The sequence below is a fragment of the Pseudomonas gessardii genome, assembly GCF_001983165.1.
Taxonomy (GTDB): Bacteria; Pseudomonadota; Gammaproteobacteria; order Pseudomonadales; family Pseudomonadaceae; genus Aquipseudomonas; species Aquipseudomonas gessardii.
On sequence record NZ_MNPU01000040.1, the window covers coordinates 1 to 19,392 of the forward strand.

Sequence of the window (19,392 nt, forward strand, 5' to 3'; positions counted from 1 at the left end):
ACGGAGAACCGGTCGAAAAAGCTCTCCGTACATGATTTTTCGGTCACTTTTCGTCCAATGACGCTGTAGGTGCCTGGAAAATTGCAACTTGCCGCGGCTGCACGACAAGTTGATCGGAGCATCCCTAAGTTTATTTATGATTTTAGCTACAACAAAGCGCTCATGGACGGGGTTAAGAAGAACTCGAACCAAGCGGTCAGTCTTGTAATTAACCAGGCGTTTTGGCCAGCATTGATGATCAACCAATAATCTAAAAATCATCCGCCAGATGGTAGGGATAGCCCCGTTGTCTGCCTTAGCCGCCGTTGGCCTGACAGACCTCAAAACAATGCTCTATGTGCGTCGCACGATTCAGATTTGCCCTTTTGCCGGAGATCGAATTCGTGGTTGCTTCATATCTTTCGAGGGCTCATCAATGAGCCTTGCATGGGCTTAGCTTGTGCTCGAACAGGATCGATAGACAGCCGCGATTTTGATCAAACATTTTTGCGAGTAAGAGATCGCTGTGATGAAGTTATGCTTTGTCGTGATGGGGTATGGCAAGAAAACCGAGTATGAGTCTGGTCGCACGCTCGACCTGAATGCAACGTACGAAACGATTATCGAGCCCGCTGTCACCAGCCGCGGCTTACGCTGCGTTCGGGCTGACGAGATCATGCAGTCGGGACTTATCGACGTAAAAATGTACGACCTGCTGCTCAGGGCTGATCTGGTCATCGCCGATATTTCCACGGGAAACGTAAACGCCGTCTACGAACTGGGAGTACGTCACGCGCTGAGACCGAATTCGACCATCGTCATGAGCGAGGACAAGGGCAAGCTGTACTTTGACCTCAATCACATCAGCACTTTCCAGTATTCGCATTTTGGTGAGGACATTCTTGCACGTGAGGCGCGGCGCGCCACGGAGGCCCTGGGTAACCTGATTGAGGCCGTGATGGCCGCCCAGGCTATCGACAGTCCAGTTTATACGTTCCTGCCCAGGTTGCGCTCGCCGAGTATGTCGGATGAAGAGTTTGAAGAGTTGGTCGATGAAGCAGAAGCCGCTCAACAACGACTTTTTCATCACATGCGCGAAGGTGAAAAGTTGATGCGGCAGAGTCAACATCATGCTGCCAGCGTAGAGTTTGCTGCTGCAAGGGATATGAAGCCTGGTGAGCCTGATATTTTGCAAAAGCTTGCACTGAGCACCTATAAGTCAAAGATTCCTAATGAGCTCGCCGCGCTGCGAGCTGCCATGGAAGTGCTTAGCCCCCTCAATCCTGAAAGCTCGAATGACCCCGAGACTGTTGGCATTGCGGGAGCGATCGTCAAGCGAATCTGGCTGCTTGAGGGTGATAGAGCTTCACTTGACTCCGCCATTGCTTTTTATCGCCGAGGCTTTGAGGTCAAGCGTGACTATTACAACGGCGAAAACCTTGCGCTGTGCTTCGAGTTTCGAGCGCAAATACAAACAGAAGACGCGGAGAGAATGTTCGACTTCATGTGCGCGCAGAAAATCCGTGAAGCGATTTTGAGGATTCTGTTGCCTGTGCTGGAGTCTCCCGATTTCATTGAACGCAGCGACAGACGCTGGGTGTATGCGACTTTGGCCAACTGCTATTTTGCGGTCGGAGACGCCACGCAAGCCGAGACGTTCGAGAATCATTTTATGGGAGCCTTCATTGCTCAATGGGAGGTTGATACTTATCAGGCGGGCAAAAGTCACGTGTTAGCAACCCGAGAGAAACGGCTCGCAGCGGTGGCCCCGTCTCAGCACTGACCGTTTGAGGTTATCGACAATGCTCAACCAACGACTTCAAGAAAGGAACAGCGAAATGGGGTTGCCCAGAACATTCGTCGGCTTCAGCAGCACAGACCGACACATGTATGAACTGATGGGGGCGTGGAAGAAAAACACTCGGATCGATTTTGATTTCGCCGACTGCCAGTTGAACATGGCGTTGAACTCGGAAGACGAGGATTACATCAAGCGCAAATGCCGGGAAAGGATTGATATGGCCGGCACCTTCGCACTGCTGATTGGCAGGGACACGCGTTCGAAACACAAATACGTGCGTTGGGAGATACAGGTAGCGATAGAGAAGGGGTGCAAGCTCATCGGCATCAACCTGGACGGAGCCCGCCAGGTGAATGCTGATCTTTGCCCTCCCATCCTGCAGGACGTTGGGGCAGTGTTCGTCCCGTATTCCCCTGCCATTATTGCTCATGCCCTGGCGAACCCCACGGCAAGTGAGCGTGGCAACTATTTCTATCCGCCAGCCGTGTATCAAAAACTCGGCTATGAGGTTCCTTGATGCAGATTTCTGATTTCCCTGGTCTCTATCAGGCCGCCGATGAGCTGTCGGGTTCCGCTCAGAAGCATTTTCTTGCCGCGCTGCTCACTAACCTGGCGCTGTTGGTGGTGGCCGCAGTCGTCTCGGTTATCAATTATCCTCACTGGGGTGCAGCGGCCCTGCAGGCGGCTCTTTTAGCCGGCGCATTAGCCAGCTCTGTGTATTTGGCGACACAGCGGCCTGAGCGGCTTTGGTATTCGGGGCGTGCCGTCGCCGAATCAATCAAAACCATGGTGTGGCGCTACGTGTCCCGCGCAGAGCCTTTTCATGAAAGCGACGAGGCGGCCAAGAAGCATTTGCTGGCAAAGCTTACGCAAGTGGTTGAGCAAAACCCAGGCGTGTCGAACAAGCTGCTCACGCATCTGCCGGCCCAGCAAATTACGTACAAGATGAAGCTGATGAGGGCCGGTGATTTCGAAACCCGGCGCGATACGTACATCGAATCCCGGATCAACGACCAACTGGGATGGTATTCACGTAAAGCTAACTTCAACGCCCAGGCCGCCAAGTATTTCTTCATTACATTGATCGCCGTTAACGCCATCGCTTTTGGATGTGCGCTGATCAAGATCGCCAACGTGGAATACCAATACTTTCCGACTGACGTGCTGATCGCTGTTGCAGCGAGTATTCTGACGTGGATGCAGGCAAAACGCTTCACTGAGCTATCGGCGTCTTACGCACTGACTGCGCATGAGATTACGCTTATACGTGAACAGGCCGATGAGCTGAAAAAAGATGAGCATTTGTCGACATTTGTAGGTGACGCTGAGAACGCATTTTCTCGTGAGCACACTCAGTGGGAGGCAAGGAAGGACAACTGACAGCGCCTCGCGTGCGAACGACTACTGGCAGGAGTAGGGCGCTAGTTTCAGAAGCTAAACACCTTCCTGCCGGCAGCTTATTTAAGCTCGTCGGAGAGCTTCGACCAGGGTACGGTTTTGATCTTGTGTTCCGATACCCATTTAGGCTCAGCTGCGCCGAACTGCTTACCGGAATGCACAGCTACAACCTTCTTGCCAAGCTCTAGGCTCTTTTCTACCTCCCATTTCACCCACTTGCTCTGGGCAGTGTCCTTGGAAATGAAGACCACAGTGATAGATGAGCGGTTGATGCGCTCGGCGATCTTGCGCTTGATGTACTCCGCCTGCTCACTGTCGTAGGGTTCGCGGACTGAATGATCATTGAACTCGATGTCATTGTTATCGTTTTTTGCCTGTCCCCTGAGCAGATTGACCTCAGCCATGTCCTCAGTGGCAAAACTGATGAACACGTTGCGCTTGCCCTCATTTAGAGCAGCCTTGGCTTTTTGCTCCAGTGACCTGACATCACCGAGTCGGCTCCATCCACCTGTGCTGCTACCGCCCATCATTGGCACCCTCAAATTTGAATTCGTTGCAGGCGATACAGTTGCCGCACGGCTGTTCTTCACCCAGGTGGCACGAGTAGGTCTGAGAGATGCCTTTCTCGGCTGCCAGCGTCACGACGTCAGGTTTGGTGAACGATGAGAGCGGTGCAAGCACCTTGATATTCCGGCCCATGCATAGAGTTATCATGCGCTCAGCCTCCTCGAGGAATCCGGAGGTCTGATCAGGAAAAAGGCTGGTGCTTTCGTGAAGCAATCCGATGGAGATCGCATCGGCGTTTTTCTGATGGGCGTAAGCGGCGGCGGTCAACAGAAAAAGCATGTTCCGGCCGGGAGTGAAGGCGTCGTCAATGATGTGCAAGGTCGGGTCGGTGAGTCCCGAGCGAATCAACCTGCCAAATCCCGACAGACCGGCAATTTCGGGCTCAGGAAGTCCAAGCTTCTGCATGGCCAGCTTGCAGGCTGCGAGCTCTCGGTCGCGGGCGCGTTGACCATAATCTACAAAGAGTGGAAATATCTGCAGGCCTTGCTCCTGTGCCAACTTGGCGACGAGCGTAGAGTCTAGGCCTCCGGAAACCAGTGTCACGATACTCATACTAAAACAGCCTCCTGCTTGCGATTTGCAACGCGCATAACGATCCATATGGCCCAATCCAAAAGACCAACCGGGCAATCCATTTCCCGGGCATGGTCACGAAGCCTGTCTTCATGCCTGCCATACTGATTCAATCCGGATATGGATACCTGAGTGCCTGAATATATCCCCTGAGCAGACATGTAATTGAGCACGTGCCGATCAAGGATTGCCAAGTCATAAGTAACCCCGCAATTGCGCAAAAACATACTGGCTTGCTTGGGCCCCATACCGGATGCATGGGCCACTAGCCACGCGCGTACATCACTGACGTCACCACTGATCAGCGCCTTGAGTGAGCCGCCAATGCTTGCTACGGCCGCCCACGTGGACGCTAAGTGACCGGCTTTTGCCCTGGGAAACCTGTAAGTGCGCATTTTGCCGTCGACAACGAGAGGGGTTCTGAGCACTTCAAACAATTTCTCGGCAAGGTGCTCGCTGTGTTGTTTGTTGTGATAAAGATAGCCACGTTCATCGATGGCATCGGCGGCTGCCATAGCGAGCGGGTAGGGGACCTGGCTACTGAGAATGCAGCAAGAAAGCTCCCACCATAGATGACGCTCGTCAGACACTGCGCCGGCTTCGATGCGTGTGCGAATATCTGGACAGACCGCAGCGACAGCTCTGCAGAGCGCTTCAGCGCTATAAGTGGTCATAGAAAAATTCCTGGGAATAGCGATCGAAGCTCGGCGCTTTTCATGCCGGTAACTCCCATGGCGAACGGTTCTTCGCGGCCTTTCGAATACATGTCACGCATGATTCGGCCAAACTCCGCATAATACTCTAGATTGTGGAACGCAACCTTGCCTGCGTAGCCTATGTTGTTGTTTGCCATCACCCTATCCATAAATTCACTTCGGATCCTTTTCGTTTTGAAAAAGTCGAAGTGTTGGAAGTGGTGAAGCCGCTCAAGCTCAGGATCTACCGCAAACCGACACCACTCAAGACCGTCGAACGTGTCCGCGCCAGCGGCCGCCAGTAGTGCAATGCTCCACGGGTTTCCAGTGCCCAGTAGATGAATGGGTTGATAATAGGGCAGCTTGTCCAGTTCATCCCTGATATGTCTGACAGTCAATGCACGCTGCGCAAGGCCCGCACCCAGTTCCCTTTCCGGAATGGCGATGATAGGCGGTTGCAGGTGCTCGGATATCGCCCTGACGATCCGAGGAAGTCTTTCGAGCCCCTTAGGGGTCTGCTTGACGTGAATGATGGGTAGCACCGGAGCAGAGGTGTGCTTGGCGTCGCGCTCCACTGCTTTTATGACCTGCCTGACCGCCACTTCGAATTTGTCACTGGGGGTCATGTTGTCAAAACAGAACGCCCAATCGTGTGGCGTATCGGTTAGCGCGCGCTTCAGGTTCGATGGCTTCCACTGTTTGTCATTCAGGCGTGTCGGCGCTGATTGAAAACTGACCCACCCTGCCGATTGAAAATTGACCCAGGGCGGATTGCTGATTTTGGCATCAGCAATTGTGGATAAGCTTAGCAGTCGTGTCCCGGTGGAAGAGGCATTAAGCCCCCACCGCATGTGGGCATGCGGCAGGGTATTTTTGGTGCGGATCAAAACAGCTCATCGTCCTCGGCACCATCATTGTCTTTGCGCTTTCGTTCACGTGACATGATCTTCGTCTGGGCGACCAAGCTGCTGTGTTGCAGGCGGTAGGACTCGTTGCCCGTTTCGACGATGTGGCAGTGGTGTGTCAGCCGATCCAGCAACGCCGTTGTCATCTTGGCGTCACCAAACACGCTCGACCATTCCGAGAAGCTGAGGTTGGTGGTGATCACCACGCTGGTGTGCTCGTACAGCTTGGACAGCAGGTGAAATAACAGGGCACCACCGCTCTGGCTGAAGGGCAAATACCCCAGTTCATCGAGTATCACCAGGTCTGTTCGTAGCAGCCCTTGAGCGATGCGGCCCGTCTTGCCGTCGTACTTTTCGCGTTCCAGCAGATTGACCAGATCCACCGTGGAGTAGAAGCGCACGCGTTTGTGATGCGTCGTGATCCCGGACACAGCCAAGGCGGTGGCGAGGTGTGTTTTGCCTGTTCCAGGCCCGCCGATGAACACGACATTCTGCGCGGTATCGGTGAACTCCAGGTTGGACAGATCCCTGATCAGGCGGGCATCTGCGCTGGAAGCGCTGAAGTCGAAGCCGGCCAAATCACGATGCATGGGGAGTTTGGCCATGTTCATCTGGTGGTTCACTGAGCGCACCGCTCGATCCGCATGTTCTTGTTGGAGAAGATGCTCAAGTAGCCATTTCGAGGATGCCGTCGAAGCTTCTCCTTGCGAGGCTAGTTCTTCCCAGGCGCTGGCCATGCCATGCAGACGCAGTTCTTTGAGTTCCGCCATAAGATCACGCATTGCGAGTCTCCTCATCGGTGGTACGGAGCCGGTCGTAGCGTGCCGTATTGGCGACAGGCGCTATCTTGAGTTGAAGGCTGGTTTCGGCGGACGGAGGGGCTGCTGTCGATGTCAGTCGAGCCAGGACATTCAGGATGTGCTCAGCACTCAAGCTGCCTGATTCAAGTACCAACTCCACAGCCACCAATATGGCGTCGAGCCCGGCGATGGGAACAGCCGCCAGTACCTGCGTCATGACTCGATCACCATTGGCGTGACGCCTCAGACCGCGTTTTAGCAGCTGCAACGGCTTCGGCAGATCAGCAAACGGAGCGCCATTGCGCAGCGCTCCAGGCTTGCGCTCGATAAGCGGGATGTAATGCTGCCAGTCAAAACTGACCTGATCTCGATCAAACAGACGCTCGTGGCTGGCAATCGTCGTTTCATCGGCGATGACCACCACCCGGGAAGGATACAAACGGCTGCTGACCCACTGGCCGACCCGCTCACACGGCACCGAATAGCGATTTCGCGCCACGCTGATCAGGCAGGTGCTGGAGACCCGTACGGTGCGCTCGACGTAGCCATCAAAGGCAGTCGGCATCGGCATCAATTCAGCGCGTTCCAGCTCCAGGACGTCCGCCACGGTCAGCCCGTTGTACTGCGGGTGCAGCAGTTCGCCCCAGAGCGCACGGCAGCGTTGGCCGAGCCAGGCATTCAATTCCTCGAAGGTGTGGAACATGCAGTTTTGAGCATCGAGCCAGATGCGCCGTCGGCTGTCTTGGACGTTCTTTTCAACGATGCCTTTTTCCCAGCCGGAAGCGACGTTGCAGAAGTCCGGGTCGAACAGGTAGTGCGCACACATCACGGCAAACCGAGCATTGACCGTGCGGCCCTTACCCTTGTTGACCTTGTCGACAGCGGTCTTCATGTTGTCGTAGATGCCGCGACGCGGCACCCCACCTAACGCGCCAAACGAGCGGGTATGGGCATCGAACAACATCTCGTGGCCTTGGCTGGGATACGCAACCAACCAAAATGCGCGACTGGCGCACAGCTTCATATGGGAGACCTGGATGCGTCGGAACAGGCCGCCGATCAGCAGACCTTCTTCGCTCCAGTCGAATTGAAAGGCCTCCCCGAGTGCAAAGGTCAGCGGCACAAAGGCTCGTAAAGACTTGCCTTGCTCGCCGCGCCACGAGCGTATAAAGGCGGTGAGTTGGCTGTAGCCGCCGTCGTACCCCTCGGCCTTGATCTGTTCGAAGAGTGCTTTGGCACTCCTGCGGTTGTGCTTTGCCCGAAACGAATCGGCCTTGAGCGCCTGCTCCAGCGTCTCGTGAAATGGACTGAGTTTGTTGAAGGTTGCGCACCGTTGGTACGCCGGCTGGGTGGCTTCGGGTGCTCTGACCCATTTTCGAATGGTGTTTCTCGACAGTCCGGTACGCTTGGCTATCTGATGCAGCGAGAGCTTGTCGCGGAAGTACATCCGCCGGATTTTTCCCAACATTTCCATGCTGATCACCCTGTGTTCTCCTGCTCGAAAAGTGAGCAGAAGCAGTTGAACACCTGGGTCAGTTTTCAGTCGGCAGAACAGCCTTTACTGGGTCAGTTTTCGGTCAGCGGCAACAATTCAGGCGGTAAGCCTCATAATTGCCCGAGTCGATGAGAACAAAACCGCCTAGGTCTCGATAGGTCGTTATTTCAGCAATCATCTTGTGTCGCGATTCAGAATTAACCAGGTCATAGGCAGAAACAAGAATCGAGCGCGTCGGATACACCGTTAATGCTTCCAACGCTTCTACGGGATCGAACTGTGTCTCGTGTGACGAAACAGACATGAAGACATTAGGAAGGGCAAGCGCACCGTCAGCTATCGTGGCTAACCGGACGGGCTTACCCTGAGGAGGTACAACGAGCCCGATTTTCTTCTGCAGCAACTGAAAGCATGAGTGATCTGCTTCGCCCTGCCATGACCGGAAATCAACACTGCTGAAGTGACCATATGGGTACGGCGGATCACTGTCATCCAAAATGAGAGGGACGACCTTCTTTTGATATTTTTCTGCCAAGCTCAACTCGCCAGTGATGGTGTGCTTGTGAGCAAATGAGGAATATAGAGCAACGACGCATTTCGCTTCTTTGAGATTTTCTGTAATCGCGACACTGAAGTCGCCAACTATCAAATCGTCTAGCCACACGCTCCAGGACGCGGAGAGGAGATCGCGAACCTTCAGCGCTGTCTTGCTATTTTCTTTGGCATATATGATATAGACGTCCGCCATGGATCGATCTGGCCTCAGCTGGTTACATTCCGTTGCATGACCCTGCGGGCGATGCCGATTATTGTTTTATCTTTCAGTGAGTGGCAGCGGCTTCGCCAGCAGCCCAGACTGCGAGGTACATTGCTGTCGTGAAGTCATCCGTTGTCTCTGTTGCAACGGTTAATACACTCGCGGCAGTAGTGCGCTCGTGGAGTGTGATGATCGGAATTGATCGGGCTCGGTCTTCTGCAATTCGTGCCAGGGACTCCACCGACAACTCATCATTTATTACCAAGGTCGCATCCGTATTCCAGCCAGCGTTTGCCACTTCAATCTGTGGACATGTCACATCAACACCCAGTTCGCGCAATGCAAACCGGGCTTCTTCCATCGTGTATCGCTGTCCTAGTGAATCAACACCACCTTCAAGACGAACCCTGCCACCTCTCCAAGATGAGATAGGCTGACGTTGCTTGAGGATGGATTCATCAAACTCGAACGCACGGGTATCGCAATAGACAGATACCGACCGTGACGCCAGATCTGCAGCTTGGTGAGGCGGCAGTTCGCCTTGCGCCCAATGAACCGCAAATACGGCAGTAAATATGTCACCTGTTCCGATTTTAAAAACACTGCTGGAACGATAAGCCGGTATGTGTGAAATCTTGCCTACACCCTCGTAAACTGAGGCGCCACGTGCACCTTGTTTGATCACGACAACCTGTGCGCGTTGTTTTTTCAGCAGGTGTTGCGCCGCTAAGTGCAACTCATCGATTCCAGTTATCTGGCGCACTTCCAGTTCATTCATTACTAGGGCCAATTCTCTGGCCGTCGACCCATTGGCTCCAAACGATGGCGGGTTATGCCAGGTTTGCGGGTCGTATACGGCCCGATTCGCCGTGACCACCGCATCTCCCTCAAGAAAGCCGAAGCGCAAAACGGCGTTCCCAGTCACCGATATCGAGTTTTCGCGGTTGATGGACGCGCGGGGTGGCTCAATATGGGGCGAAGAAAGGGGGTGGAAATACGCAAAGACTATTGGCGATGGCCTGGTAGCGGCATGCGTGATGATTCCCTGCGACTCCAGCGAAACCAATGCGGAGCGATCAGCGGGGGAGGCATAAGTGGAAAACTCGACACCCGAAGCCAGTGCGTTGGCGGCCAAGGCAGCGCGACCTCCAGAGCCCAGCGTAGAGTCCCAGAACGGTACATCACATAACTCGCGATATAGACCACCAACGATGTGCATTCCGTGCCCTCGGTCAGTCTTACGTCGGATCGGCAGCCAATGCATCGCTTCAGAGACTGAAGTTCAGATGATTTGCTCTTTAACGCATATCGCATCATGCCCTACAAAAAAAGCCTGAAAACCAGCAGCCACATAGTCGCTGCGCGGCGAACGACAACGATCGTCGATTGACACTTCGGTCGATCAAGCTCACGTCCTCGAGGCCCGATGATGCTGCACGAGTATAGGTGTCATGATGATATTATCGTCAAGCAGGGCGCCCCAAAAAACTTTGAGACTAAGCCAATCAACCATCGAACTCTATGAGCTCCTGGAGAGCGGCAACGGAACGGTTCAGTAATGAGCGCTGCCCCGAGTTGATTGTGCATGTCGAGCACCCAATGGGATGCTACGGAGATTTAAGCTTTTTCGAGCTTAAGAAAGGGATTATCGGTAGGTACGGCCGCAGCTTTGAACAATAGTGCTGGTTCTTCTAGCAAATAGCCTTTGAGTTTTGCCTTCTTACGGGGACCTTCGACCTGACAAGCCCAGATATTTAGACCGTCGTCACGCTTCCTGTGGACCTTCAATTTTTCGAATTGCTTCTGCACCCAACGCCATTCTTCAGTCTCTTGATTGGCACCCTGAGAGATACCAGGGAACTCCTGCGCATAGCGTTGGAAGAGACCAGGCGTGACCAGAAATACGCTGCCACTCACCGTGTGGATTTTGGCCTTGCTGTCATTGATGACCAGTTTGTGGCTCAGGATGCTTTCCTTGACCCAATTCAAGAATGCCTGGCCAGGGTTATTCGAAGGAGGATTTGAGATTTCGAGAGCGTTTGCTGACGGTGCATCACGTGCCTCGGGTTCTGCCATTTCGAACATATCCAGCAACGCTCCTAAGTAGTCGGCATCTTCCGTGGCTACGGGATCTGGCTGTGATGGGCTTTGATCTGATCCTCTACTGACAACCTTGGGTGCTAGTGGCGATGCCGGAGCGTCAGTTGAGTGGTCATCGACTGCGAAGCTTACCGTTCCGCTGAAAGCTTCAGGTCGGTCTTCGTTCGCCCAAATCAACGCCGGTTGAAGGCGCAGAAAGGTAAAGCTCTGCTGCCAGTTTCCCTGCGTGACAAGCGCAGTCCAGATGGCTTTGCCTTCCGGCGTGGACTCAACCAATCCATGCGATTGCAGTTCGTCGAACACAGCAATGTTGGACGACGGAATGCCTTCTATCGCTTGTGAAAGCAAATAAGCTCGGAGTTTGTCCGTGACTGCCTTACTAACCAACCACAGGGAGTCCTGGGTCAGCCATCCCGCGGCCCCTGGCTGGTTGAGTTTCAGCTCGTGCTGAACGAGATGACGCAGTCCGCTGATCAAGTGATGTTGCAGCGTATGAATCGGCGCTTGCAACGCCTTGCTTGGGTTGCCACCGATGTTCTGTGCGGTGGAGACCCGGTCGGCTTGAATCACCAACTCGCCCAGCACGCCGGCGCGTTCATACTGGCCGGCTAGGACATACAGCAGACTCGCCCACAGCGGCGGAAAGCCACTCAGCCAATCGAGGATCGGTCGGTTGAGAATCTGGGTGTAGAGCAAGCCTGCGGCGGCGCCGTGCAGGTGATAGTCGCGACCTTTGAGGTAGCGAAAGCGGTAGGGCTGATCCAGGGGACCCTGCCAAGGATGCCAAACACGGCCATCCTGGCGTTCGACTAGCAGGTCCACGGCGATCTTGCCGATGTCATGCAGAAGGGCACCATAAGCAATACCCGCCGACCAGGCATCGGTCTGGGCGGCTTGGTCTTCGGGCGCAGCGCCGGTTGGCAGCAGATACGACTGACGCAGTTTCAAACTGCAAGCGACCAGTTCCAGTCCATGGTCGAGCATGCCGCCAAGGTAAGCATGGTGGTGCGTCTCGCTGGCAGGCAGTTGCTGGACCTGTTCGGCGTAGCGATGGATCGGATTTATATAGAGCTGGGTGAACTGCGCGTGGGAGAGGGCGGTGTACTGCCAGATGCGGTCGAGCAACTGGCGGCGGTGTTCCGCGGCTAACAAACTGTGAGCCGACTCGATGGGCAGGTAACCTTCGGCGACGTTGACGGTCGGTGGCGGAGGGGGCTTCTGCCTTTTGCGGCGAAACAGGCTGAGCATCGTGATCTCCGGGAAGTGGCTGGGTCATTGGCCTTTTAGCCTTTTCGGATAGCGCTCTTACCCTTGAGTGCCCATTCCCTTCCAACCCTTACCCGTCCTTTTGGCTCGTGTCCCTTTGTGAGGCAATCGGAATATGGATACTGCTAGGCATCATTTTTTTGGGGGCTAGTACGGAAAAGAAAAGAGTCGGTACACTGCGGTGCCTATTTTTTGGGTCTTGCCATGAACCTTACTGACGCCACGCTCGTGCTGCTGCTCGCGGCACGTATCCATGGGACCGACGAAGCCGTCAGGGCCTCGGCGAAGAGCGTGGTCAAGAAGTTACCGCGCAGTAAACGCGATCTGATCTACAAGGTGATCGACAGCCGGAGTCCGCTCGAGCTGGTGGATTTTCTGGCGCAGAACCTGGATACATAACGGCATGCTGCGGGTGTGCGCCCCTCTCTTTTTCTTTGCGTGAGGGGCCCGCCGTCTGTTTTCTGGAAACAGAAAAAAGGGCTCAACTCGCGTTGGGCCCTGTGAAGCGTTTGCAGCGGTGAGGTAACGATCAAGCTCCATCGTTCATGCATAGTGAGTCATCCAAGACCGCTTGCTTCAGTTGCTGCTCCAGGTTGAGTACATACTCCGAGGCGCTTCGGGCCTGGCCACTGGCGCGGAAGATCGCGCGTTTGTCAGCCTTGAGCAGGCCGAGCCAGGAGTCAATGTAGCCCTCGTGCCTAAGTTCTCCCTGTATACCGGTGTAGGCACATAAAAACGCAGCGCCCATCTCGGCGATCAACTCCTCAAACGCGTAGCCTGGCGAGCCGAACGGACAGGCTGACGTCATGCCTTCGCGCTGCAACCGAGAGTGATGCCCGGTCCAGTGCGTCAGCTCATGAAGTGCCGTGGCGTAGTACCCGCCTTCATCGTGAAATTGTGCTTTTGTCGGCAGTTGGATGAGATCCCTGATCGGGTGGTAAAAGGCTTCGTCGGCAGGCCGATGAACGATGCGTGCACCTGAACTTAATAGCAGATTTTCCGCGGCGCTGTTGGGCTGGAAGGGATCACTCTGTTCCGTCTCGAGCAGGGTTTCATTGAGCATTTCGAGCCCCTCCGTTTGCTCGATGTTGAACAGAAAATGTGTCCTGAGAATGCCGAAGTGAGCGACCTTGGGTTGACCGTTTTCATCGAGTACGGGTTGGCCTGACTCGGTCTGTTCCTCGCGCTCCATCGGCTTGTAGAGCACCGCCAGAGTGCTGTGCTCACCCTTACGAATGTGCCCACCGGTCTTTTTGGCTTGGTTGAAGGTCAGCCAACGATCTTGAGTGAACCCCTGCAACCTGGCCTCGGCCCAGAGCAGCGGTAAATTGATGCCCGAATACGGACGTCGTGTGATGGCGTTGACGGGGTAGGGTTGATGACCGATGTAAGCGGAGCCACTTGAGGACCAGGGTTTGATCCAGGGAGCAACGCCTTGGTCTAACGCGGTAACGATCTTGTCAGTTACGTCTTGGTAGATATCGCGCATGGCAATTTCCTCGAGAGAAAACGGAGGAACGCCTTGCCCGTCGGGGGAGGGTTCCCCGGTTGGGTGATGGGTTGGATTGATGCAGGTCTTGCATGCCGCCCGAATGTGGAGGTGGGCGCCGCCCATTGCGCTTAGCGCTGGTGTTCTCCTGCAAGCGCTATCAGCAAGGCGGCAGGCTGACCCGGTTCTTGGAGTAGGCTCAGACTCAATTGCAGCAACGGGTCGTGGTGTAAGTGATCGGTTGGTTCAATGTGGATTACCTCGAACAGCACGTAGGGCTTGTGTGGATAGGCCAGGTGGGCTTCGAAGGCTGCGCGCAATACGTGGCTCAACCGATCGACCTGCAGCTTCTCAGCGTGATCGGATTGCTCGAGCAGTACTGCGCGTTGCCACGCGCCAGGGGTGAACACGATGGGCAACCGAAGGGTGTTCAGTGTTTGCGGTGTAAGTGAGTCGGGCATGGTATGTCTCTGTTGAATACGCGAAGAAACCTGCCCTGTGCGGGGAAAGATTTCCCCGCAGTGGGTTGAAGAAAATCAAGAGGGCTTATCTCACGAGCAGCGCTCGAAAGGCGCTCAGGAGAGCAGTAGGCGTTCATCATCGTAGCAACGGTCACCGTGCGAGCCACCGAACGCTAATCGCACTTGGGGAGAACCATCATCGAAGTGACGGAGCCTTGAAGGTTCTGGCTACCTGGGAAAGTGCTGTCGATAACAGCGATCCGTACCTTGTATTTAGCTGGACGATTTATCTGGGTCAATCACTGTAGATAGGCTTTTTCACGGGGCTTGTCTTCTGTCTTCCAGTGAAGATTTTTTCGGCTGGGCAAACTGATAAACGGTCAGGCACGGACAGTTTTCAGTAGTAGGCTGTTACTCCTGTCTCAACCATGAAAACGCTCAGAAGAGTGCGAGAGCATGCCGACTCAGCAACCTGTTCAGAATTCACGTGGCCACAGCTGGGCGTACGCATGTGGCACGTCGGTAAAGCGTGGTTATCGCAAATTGCAAGCGTTTGAGTCCCGCCTGGCTGAGCGTGCGGTGACGGCAGGTATGCCCGCAGGTAAATTACTTGTTCGCGGGAGCTTTCTGATTGCCAAACTGGCATTGATCGGAGGATTGCTCTTTGTCAGTGTTTGGCTGGTTACTTTTTTTGTGATGATGCTGGCTGTCATCACTTTGCTATGGTTCAGGGCTTTTGTTGGTTCCGATCATCAAGAGGAAAGTCCAGGGCCAGACTACCTAGGTGCTGATCTCTACATCGGTGACTTCGATGACAATGGGCATTATATAGGCGACAGCAAGTCATCTAATTGAACGTTTTGCAGCACCCAATATTTGATCCGTACCTTTGCTCGCTGAATCACTTGCGGCTTTGCTACCGTTCGCCAACATGCCTTGAATCCCGTTGCCGACTGAATATCCTGCCCAGCTCATGGCCCCTAGAAACAGCATTGGTAGCACGATGAACATCGCCCCCATCACATACTCGATCACCTGTGCCGTGACGGTTCCATCCATGAAGCCGGATGTGGGCAGCGATAACAGCACTTGATTGGAAGCCGAAACCTGGTTGTACAGCGTATCGAGCATGCTGGAGTCGATCCAGCGAGCGAGTTCCCACCAGAAGCTCAGCATGTGTAAGGTGAACAGCGCGAACGTCACGGTCATGACAGTTTTCAACTGGTAGGTACTGACCAGCAGGATCAGCGGCAAGCTGATGATGACGCCCATGATCAGGAACGCCTGCACCATCGGCAAGGCGGCGCGTAGTGCATTCATTGCCGGGAAGTTGCTGAAGGAACCGAGGGCCAGCCCGGTATTGGTGGCTAGGTTATTGAGCCCCTGATTGATCGAGCCGCCACGAGCGCTGGAACCATAGTCCTGGTACACCTGTCCGGGCGACATGGACATCGATTGCTGGCGCGGACTGACCAGTTCGCGCAGGGTGGCATCCTCGATGTCGTTGCTCGAGCGGCCAGTCAGCCAATTTTTCAGCTGAGTCAGCAGAGAGGGATCAACCTGCTGGATCAACTGCTCGCGCAAGCCAACACCGCTGTCGCTCCACCACTGCTTGCAAGTGGGGTAGCCCGCGGCACTCTCCAGCCGCGGCAAGGAAACATCGCGGCTTTCGTCATACGGCCAACTGATTCGCGGTGTGCGTGAACGATCCGTGTCGTAGTAGCCGGGCGTGTCGAGAAGATAGCTTGAGCCGATCCAGGACGCGTCGTGACTTTGTGCCTTGTCCAGTTGCGGGCGATTGGTAAACAACCGAGAACGGGAATAGCCATAACAGTCGCGGGTGAAGTCGGCGACTTCCTGCAGCAGTACCTGGCTGTTGATACGCGAGCTGTCGATCTCCATGCGCATCTGCCGAATATCCGGTGCGCAGGGAATGGAGGCGGTGGCTGCGGCGGTTACTCCTTTGCTCAAGGCATGCACTAGAAACCACCAGATCGGTACGTTGGCGGAGCGTTCGCCGATGGTATTGAAGGTTGTCCCCCAGGCGGTTTCCGCTGGCTTGGCCACATTTACGCCGCAGCGCTGACTTGCCGCATCATCGAACGTCATTGACGAGAGGCTCAACGGAAAGACCGGCGCGCAGCCGAACAATACGACGATGTAGGCCAGCCACAACCGGTTCTCGATCCGTGGCACCGAGAGCAATCCCTTGTTTCCCTCATCCGCGCCTTGCTGACGGGCTGACAGCCATTCCTGGAGGATGATCGCGCCAAAGGGCGCGGCGAACAGTCCGGTGTCGGACAGGACGCTCCAGAGTCCGTTGTTGATGATCCAGGCCAGCAGGGAGAGGTAAAACTCCAAGTAGCTGTTGGTGCTCATGAGCATGGTGGTGACCTCACAGTCGGGTGAGTTCGACGAAGGTAAAGAGCACGAGCCCTAATGCCCCGATGCGTTTCACGCGCAGTCGATCCTGTGGTCGATGTCGGTAGCGCCGAAGCAGATCCACCCACAGCGCGAAGAGGGCGCCGTAGAGCAGGGCACGCCACCACTGCAGATAGGGCCTTACGGATTCGAATGCCTGCTGCCAGACCTCGAAGCTGCCCAGCGCAGCGTGGCCGATCCATGCGACCAGTGCGGCGGTCAGGATCATCACTGCGGCAATCCCCAGACTCGAAAGCAAAGTGAATAGCGGTGAGCGTTTCATGGCTCACTTGCGCCTGGCGTCAGCGTCATTGAGTCGGCCCGGCTCAGGGTCGCCTTGCTCGACGGTGCGCGAAGCATCAGCACCGCCGGCATGCCGATCGAGCACTAGGCTGGCGGTATTGGTGGCCAGCATCTGCCGGACCTGCAGTTCGGTCTGCAGCAGGCGGATTTCGCGCTCCAGAGCGTCGATGTTTTTCGTCAAGGCGGTTTGGGCCGGCTCGGCGGAGGCGATGTTCGGTTCGTGACTGCCCGCCAACAGGGTGCGCAGTAGCAGCAACGCTTTGTCGAGCACACTGGACAAGGCCGTCTCACTGGCCAGGCGCCGTGCCAACAGATCCTGGTCGGGATCGTCGCGCAGGGCTTCGACCACGCCACGGGTTACCGGCAGCATTGGGCTGGAGGCTTTAGCCAGATTGTCAGGGGTAGGCGGCAGTGAGCCAGACAGCAGCCCTTGCAGGGCCTTGAGGCGTTCGCTGTAGGCCTCCTGGATCAGCGGCGTCAGTCCGCTGCCAGCGGTCGCACGCAGGGTTTCGCAGGTATCGCAGGTCGTGACTTCAGTTTCGCCCAGCACGCGAACGGCCCATTCGGATTCCTCCTGGGGCGAAGCCCAGGTCTGGCAAATGGCCCCACCCAGGCAATCGCTATTACTAATCGAGGCATTGTCATCCATCGACCGGTTATGCAGCAGGTTGTAGCCCGCGCGCACTACGTCGGCGGTCACCCGAATGGGCGTCTGCCCATCACCGCCAGCCTTCGAGCCGCCGACCCAGGACACCCCCTTGTTGCCGTTATGGGCCTCGGTGTTTTTCACCGCGGCCACCGCATCACCGCCGGTTTGCTCCAGATTGCCCTGCATCTCCTGGTTCTTGGCCAGCGCGCCCCAGCCGGCTTGACCGACCTTGTCCGCCATCTTCTCGGCCATGGCCTGGCAGGTCAGCTTCGAGCGGTCGAAGTCGATACGCCCCTGCATCACCCCGTTGCTCAACAACTCATAGAGGCCGGGGTTGGCGCGTTGGATGATCAACGCCGGCAGCGACATCACGGCTTGGGTCGCGTTCTGCACGATGCTGCCCATGATCTGCTGGAAACCTTCGGTGACGCCGTTCAGCTGGTTTTGCAGGGTGTTGGTGAGGCTCATGTTTCCGCACATCATGTTCGCCCGCCATGACCCGCCGACACCGAGACCACTGGGTCGGTAGAGCGAGCTCGGTGAGCCGACTGCCGAGCCGCCACCAATGGTGTACATCACTCGGTCGTCGAGTACTTCACCTTGAGTACCCAGACGGTAATCGCCCTCGGCGGCGTAGGCATGTGTGGCAATGGCGAGCAGTCCACAGAGCAACAGACTCATCGTGCCCAACCAGGGCCGCGCGAGAAGCCGACTCATGAAGCACCTCCTTCGAAGTCGATGCTGAACAGGAAGGTCTGTCCCTCACGTTTGCAGCAGCTATAGGGACGCCACAGCGACCAGGCGTAGCCGCCATCCGCGCTCTGTACCGGATCGCTGGGGAAGATGGCGCACGTGGGCTGCACCTGGGGGTAGAGCAATTGCCATTTGTGGGTCGAAGCGTCGTTTTCAACGATCGGGCCAGGCGGCCAGTAGCCGTCGCGTTTGGCGGGCGTGAGTGGTAAGTACACATGCGGCTGCCAGTTGTGGGTAATCACATCGCCGGCGCGTTGCGCCATGACTGCGGCCGCCTTGAAATCGTCGGGCTGTACCAGAAAGCCCTGCCGGGGATAAACGTTGCCCCACATGTTTCCCGAGACCTGACGACCAATTTCACGGATCCCCGGCATGAGCGATTCGGGGTAGAAACTTTCTGGGATGCCATGGCGCCAGGCCAGTGAGTCCAGGGTACTCAGGTAGTAAGGCATTAATGCAGTTGCACCGCTGGCGCAGGCATAGCCGGATTGCGAAGCCAATTGCGTTGCGACCCAGCCACCGGGGTGGCCGATGCCATCAACGTTCTTGAATCGAGGCAGGTTGTCGCGGCGGGCGTTCGGCGTGATCAGGTTGCCGCCACCTTCTGCACCGCTGATGGGAGCGGAGAGGGTGGTCATCTCGGTCCAGGGGTTATTGCCGGTGGTGGCGTAGCTCGAGACGACCAGTTCAGGAATGAAATGACGAACCTTGGTCGAGGTTTTGACTGTGCAGCCGAAGGGCGTGCAGAGTAGCCAGAAACAAATGCCGACGACCCTGTATTCGAGACAGTTTGGCGAAAGCACGGAGGAGGTGATGCTGACGGTGTCCAGCGCCATGCTTGGGCCGCACGCCAGCAGAATGCTTAGCGCCAAGGGCCTTAGTTTTGTGGGCGGAAGTGACGAGCAGGCAACAGGCATTATCCAGGCTCTCGGTGTATGGCCTGGGCAGGTTCGGTTAGGGACTGAAGACTGTCAGTGGGA

The 19,392-nt window shown here is 55.8% G+C and carries 20 protein-coding genes; 5 read left to right on the top strand and 15 right to left on the bottom strand.

Going from position 1 to position 19,392, the window contains the following annotated elements; genetic code table 11:
* The first annotated feature begins 508 nt into the window (after window positions 1–508).
* From BLL38_RS22245 to BLL38_RS22255, 3 genes are read left to right on the top strand one after another with little or no spacing between them, the layout of a single operon-like run.
* Window positions 509–1,762, top strand: coding sequence for a tetratricopeptide repeat-containing protein (locus BLL38_RS22245; protein WP_020300933.1), 1,254 nt, complete (start codon window positions 509–511; stop codon window positions 1,760–1,762).
* A 55-nt stretch (window positions 1,763–1,817) separates the two neighbouring features.
* Window positions 1,818–2,297 (top strand): TIR domain-containing protein, encoded by a 480-nt coding sequence (locus tag BLL38_RS22250; protein ID WP_020300932.1) that lies wholly within the window; start codon window positions 1,818–1,820, stop codon window positions 2,295–2,297.
* Window positions 2,297–3,160: a DUF4231 domain-containing protein gene (locus tag BLL38_RS22255; RefSeq protein WP_020300931.1), complete on the top strand. Its 864-nt coding sequence runs from the start codon at window positions 2,297–2,299 to the stop codon at window positions 3,158–3,160. Before BLL38_RS22250 ends, BLL38_RS22255 begins: the two co-directional genes overlap by 1 nt.
* Window positions 3,161–3,237: 77 nt before the next feature.
* On the opposite strand, the gene BLL38_RS22260 is transcribed toward BLL38_RS22255, so the two are convergent.
* The 9 genes from BLL38_RS22260 to mobH all read right to left on the bottom strand — a co-directional run bounded on the left by BLL38_RS22260 (window position 3,238) and on the right by mobH (window position 12,318).
* The gene (locus BLL38_RS22260; protein WP_032903651.1) at window positions 3,238–3,705 is read right to left on the bottom strand and encodes a TIR domain-containing protein; all 468 of its coding nucleotides are present in this window, start codon (window positions 3,703–3,705) and stop codon (window positions 3,238–3,240) included.
* Complete coding sequence (locus BLL38_RS22265; RefSeq protein ID WP_020300929.1) at window positions 3,695–4,297, bottom strand: 7-cyano-7-deazaguanine synthase; 603 nt, start codon at window positions 4,295–4,297, stop codon at window positions 3,695–3,697. The genes BLL38_RS22260 and BLL38_RS22265 overlap by 11 nt, the downstream gene beginning before the upstream one ends.
* The gene (locus BLL38_RS22270) at window positions 4,294–4,992 is read right to left on the bottom strand and encodes an 8-oxoguanine DNA glycosylase (RefSeq protein ID WP_032903619.1); all 699 of its coding nucleotides are present in this window, start codon (window positions 4,990–4,992) and stop codon (window positions 4,294–4,296) included. The genes BLL38_RS22265 and BLL38_RS22270 overlap by 4 nt, the downstream gene beginning before the upstream one ends.
* The gene (locus BLL38_RS22275) at window positions 4,989–5,900 is read right to left on the bottom strand and encodes a hypothetical protein (RefSeq protein WP_240678619.1); all 912 of its coding nucleotides are present in this window, start codon (window positions 5,898–5,900) and stop codon (window positions 4,989–4,991) included. The genes BLL38_RS22270 and BLL38_RS22275 overlap by 4 nt, the downstream gene beginning before the upstream one ends.
* Window positions 5,897–6,700 carry an IS21-like element helper ATPase IstB gene (gene istB / locus BLL38_RS22280; protein WP_020300922.1) on the bottom strand — a complete coding sequence of 268 codons (804 nt, stop codon included), beginning with the start codon at window positions 6,698–6,700 and terminating at the stop codon, window positions 5,897–5,899. The genes BLL38_RS22275 and istB overlap by 4 nt, the downstream gene beginning before the upstream one ends.
* Window positions 6,693–8,192, bottom strand: a complete 1,500-nt coding sequence (istA, locus tag BLL38_RS22285) for an IS21-like element ISPpu27 family transposase (RefSeq protein ID WP_115284415.1) — start codon at window positions 8,190–8,192, stop codon at window positions 6,693–6,695. The genes istB and istA overlap by 8 nt, the downstream gene beginning before the upstream one ends.
* Before the next feature lie 103 nt (window positions 8,193–8,295).
* Window positions 8,296–8,961, bottom strand: a complete 666-nt coding sequence (locus tag BLL38_RS22290) for a toll/interleukin-1 receptor domain-containing protein (protein WP_083743100.1) — start codon at window positions 8,959–8,961, stop codon at window positions 8,296–8,298.
* Between the two features lie 73 nt (window positions 8,962–9,034).
* Complete coding sequence (locus BLL38_RS22295) at window positions 9,035–10,189, bottom strand: carbohydrate kinase family protein (protein WP_020300926.1); 1,155 nt, start codon at window positions 10,187–10,189, stop codon at window positions 9,035–9,037.
* Between the two features lie 398 nt (window positions 10,190–10,587).
* A complete protein-coding gene (gene mobH / locus BLL38_RS22300) occupies window positions 10,588–12,318 on the bottom strand; it encodes a MobH family relaxase (RefSeq protein ID WP_020300925.1) in 1,731 nt (576 codons plus the stop codon).
* Between the two features lie 222 nt (window positions 12,319–12,540).
* Here mobH and BLL38_RS22305 point away from each other — a divergent pair, with 222 nt between their 5' ends.
* Window positions 12,541–12,735 (top strand): DUF7740 domain-containing protein, encoded by a 195-nt coding sequence (locus BLL38_RS22305; RefSeq protein ID WP_020300924.1) that lies wholly within the window; start codon window positions 12,541–12,543, stop codon window positions 12,733–12,735.
* 130 nt (window positions 12,736–12,865) lie between these two features.
* Here BLL38_RS22305 and BLL38_RS22310 read toward each other — a convergent pair whose 3' ends face one another.
* Both BLL38_RS22310 and BLL38_RS22315 read right to left on the bottom strand, forming a co-directional pair.
* Window positions 12,866–13,825 carry an ArdC family protein gene (locus BLL38_RS22310; protein WP_032903620.1) on the bottom strand — a complete coding sequence of 320 codons (960 nt, stop codon included), beginning with the start codon at window positions 13,823–13,825 and terminating at the stop codon, window positions 12,866–12,868.
* Between the two features lie 131 nt (window positions 13,826–13,956).
* Window positions 13,957–14,286: a hypothetical protein gene (locus BLL38_RS22315; RefSeq protein WP_016978896.1), complete on the bottom strand. Its 330-nt coding sequence runs from the start codon at window positions 14,284–14,286 to the stop codon at window positions 13,957–13,959.
* 456 nt (window positions 14,287–14,742) lie between these two features.
* On the opposite strand from BLL38_RS22315, the gene BLL38_RS22320 reads away from it, so the two are divergent.
* Window positions 14,743–15,141, top strand: a complete 399-nt coding sequence (locus BLL38_RS22320; protein ID WP_020300919.1) for a DUF3742 family protein — start codon at window positions 14,743–14,745, stop codon at window positions 15,139–15,141.
* Here the strand turns inward: BLL38_RS22320 and BLL38_RS22325 are convergent.
* Genes BLL38_RS22325 through BLL38_RS22340 form a run of 4 tightly spaced genes read right to left on the bottom strand, consistent with a single transcriptional unit; the run spans window position 15,130 to window position 19,329 of the window.
* Window positions 15,130–16,671: a conjugal transfer protein TraG N-terminal domain-containing protein gene (locus tag BLL38_RS22325; RefSeq protein ID WP_020300918.1), complete on the bottom strand. Its 1,542-nt coding sequence runs from the start codon at window positions 16,669–16,671 to the stop codon at window positions 15,130–15,132. The two genes, BLL38_RS22320 and BLL38_RS22325, sit on opposite strands and share 12 nt — an antisense overlap.
* A gap of 10 nt (window positions 16,672–16,681) precedes the next feature.
* Entirely contained in the window at window positions 16,682–16,990 is a 309-nt protein-coding gene (locus BLL38_RS22330) for a hypothetical protein (RefSeq protein ID WP_020300917.1), read from the bottom strand.
* 3 nt (window positions 16,991–16,993) lie between these two features.
* Entirely contained in the window at window positions 16,994–18,376 is a 1,383-nt protein-coding gene (locus BLL38_RS22335; RefSeq protein WP_032903621.1) for an integrating conjugative element protein, read from the bottom strand.
* Window positions 18,373–19,329: a TIGR03756 family integrating conjugative element protein gene (locus BLL38_RS22340; RefSeq protein WP_032903622.1), complete on the bottom strand. Its 957-nt coding sequence runs from the start codon at window positions 19,327–19,329 to the stop codon at window positions 18,373–18,375. Before BLL38_RS22340 ends, BLL38_RS22335 begins: the two co-directional genes overlap by 4 nt.
* Window positions 19,330–19,392: the final 63 nt, after the last annotated feature.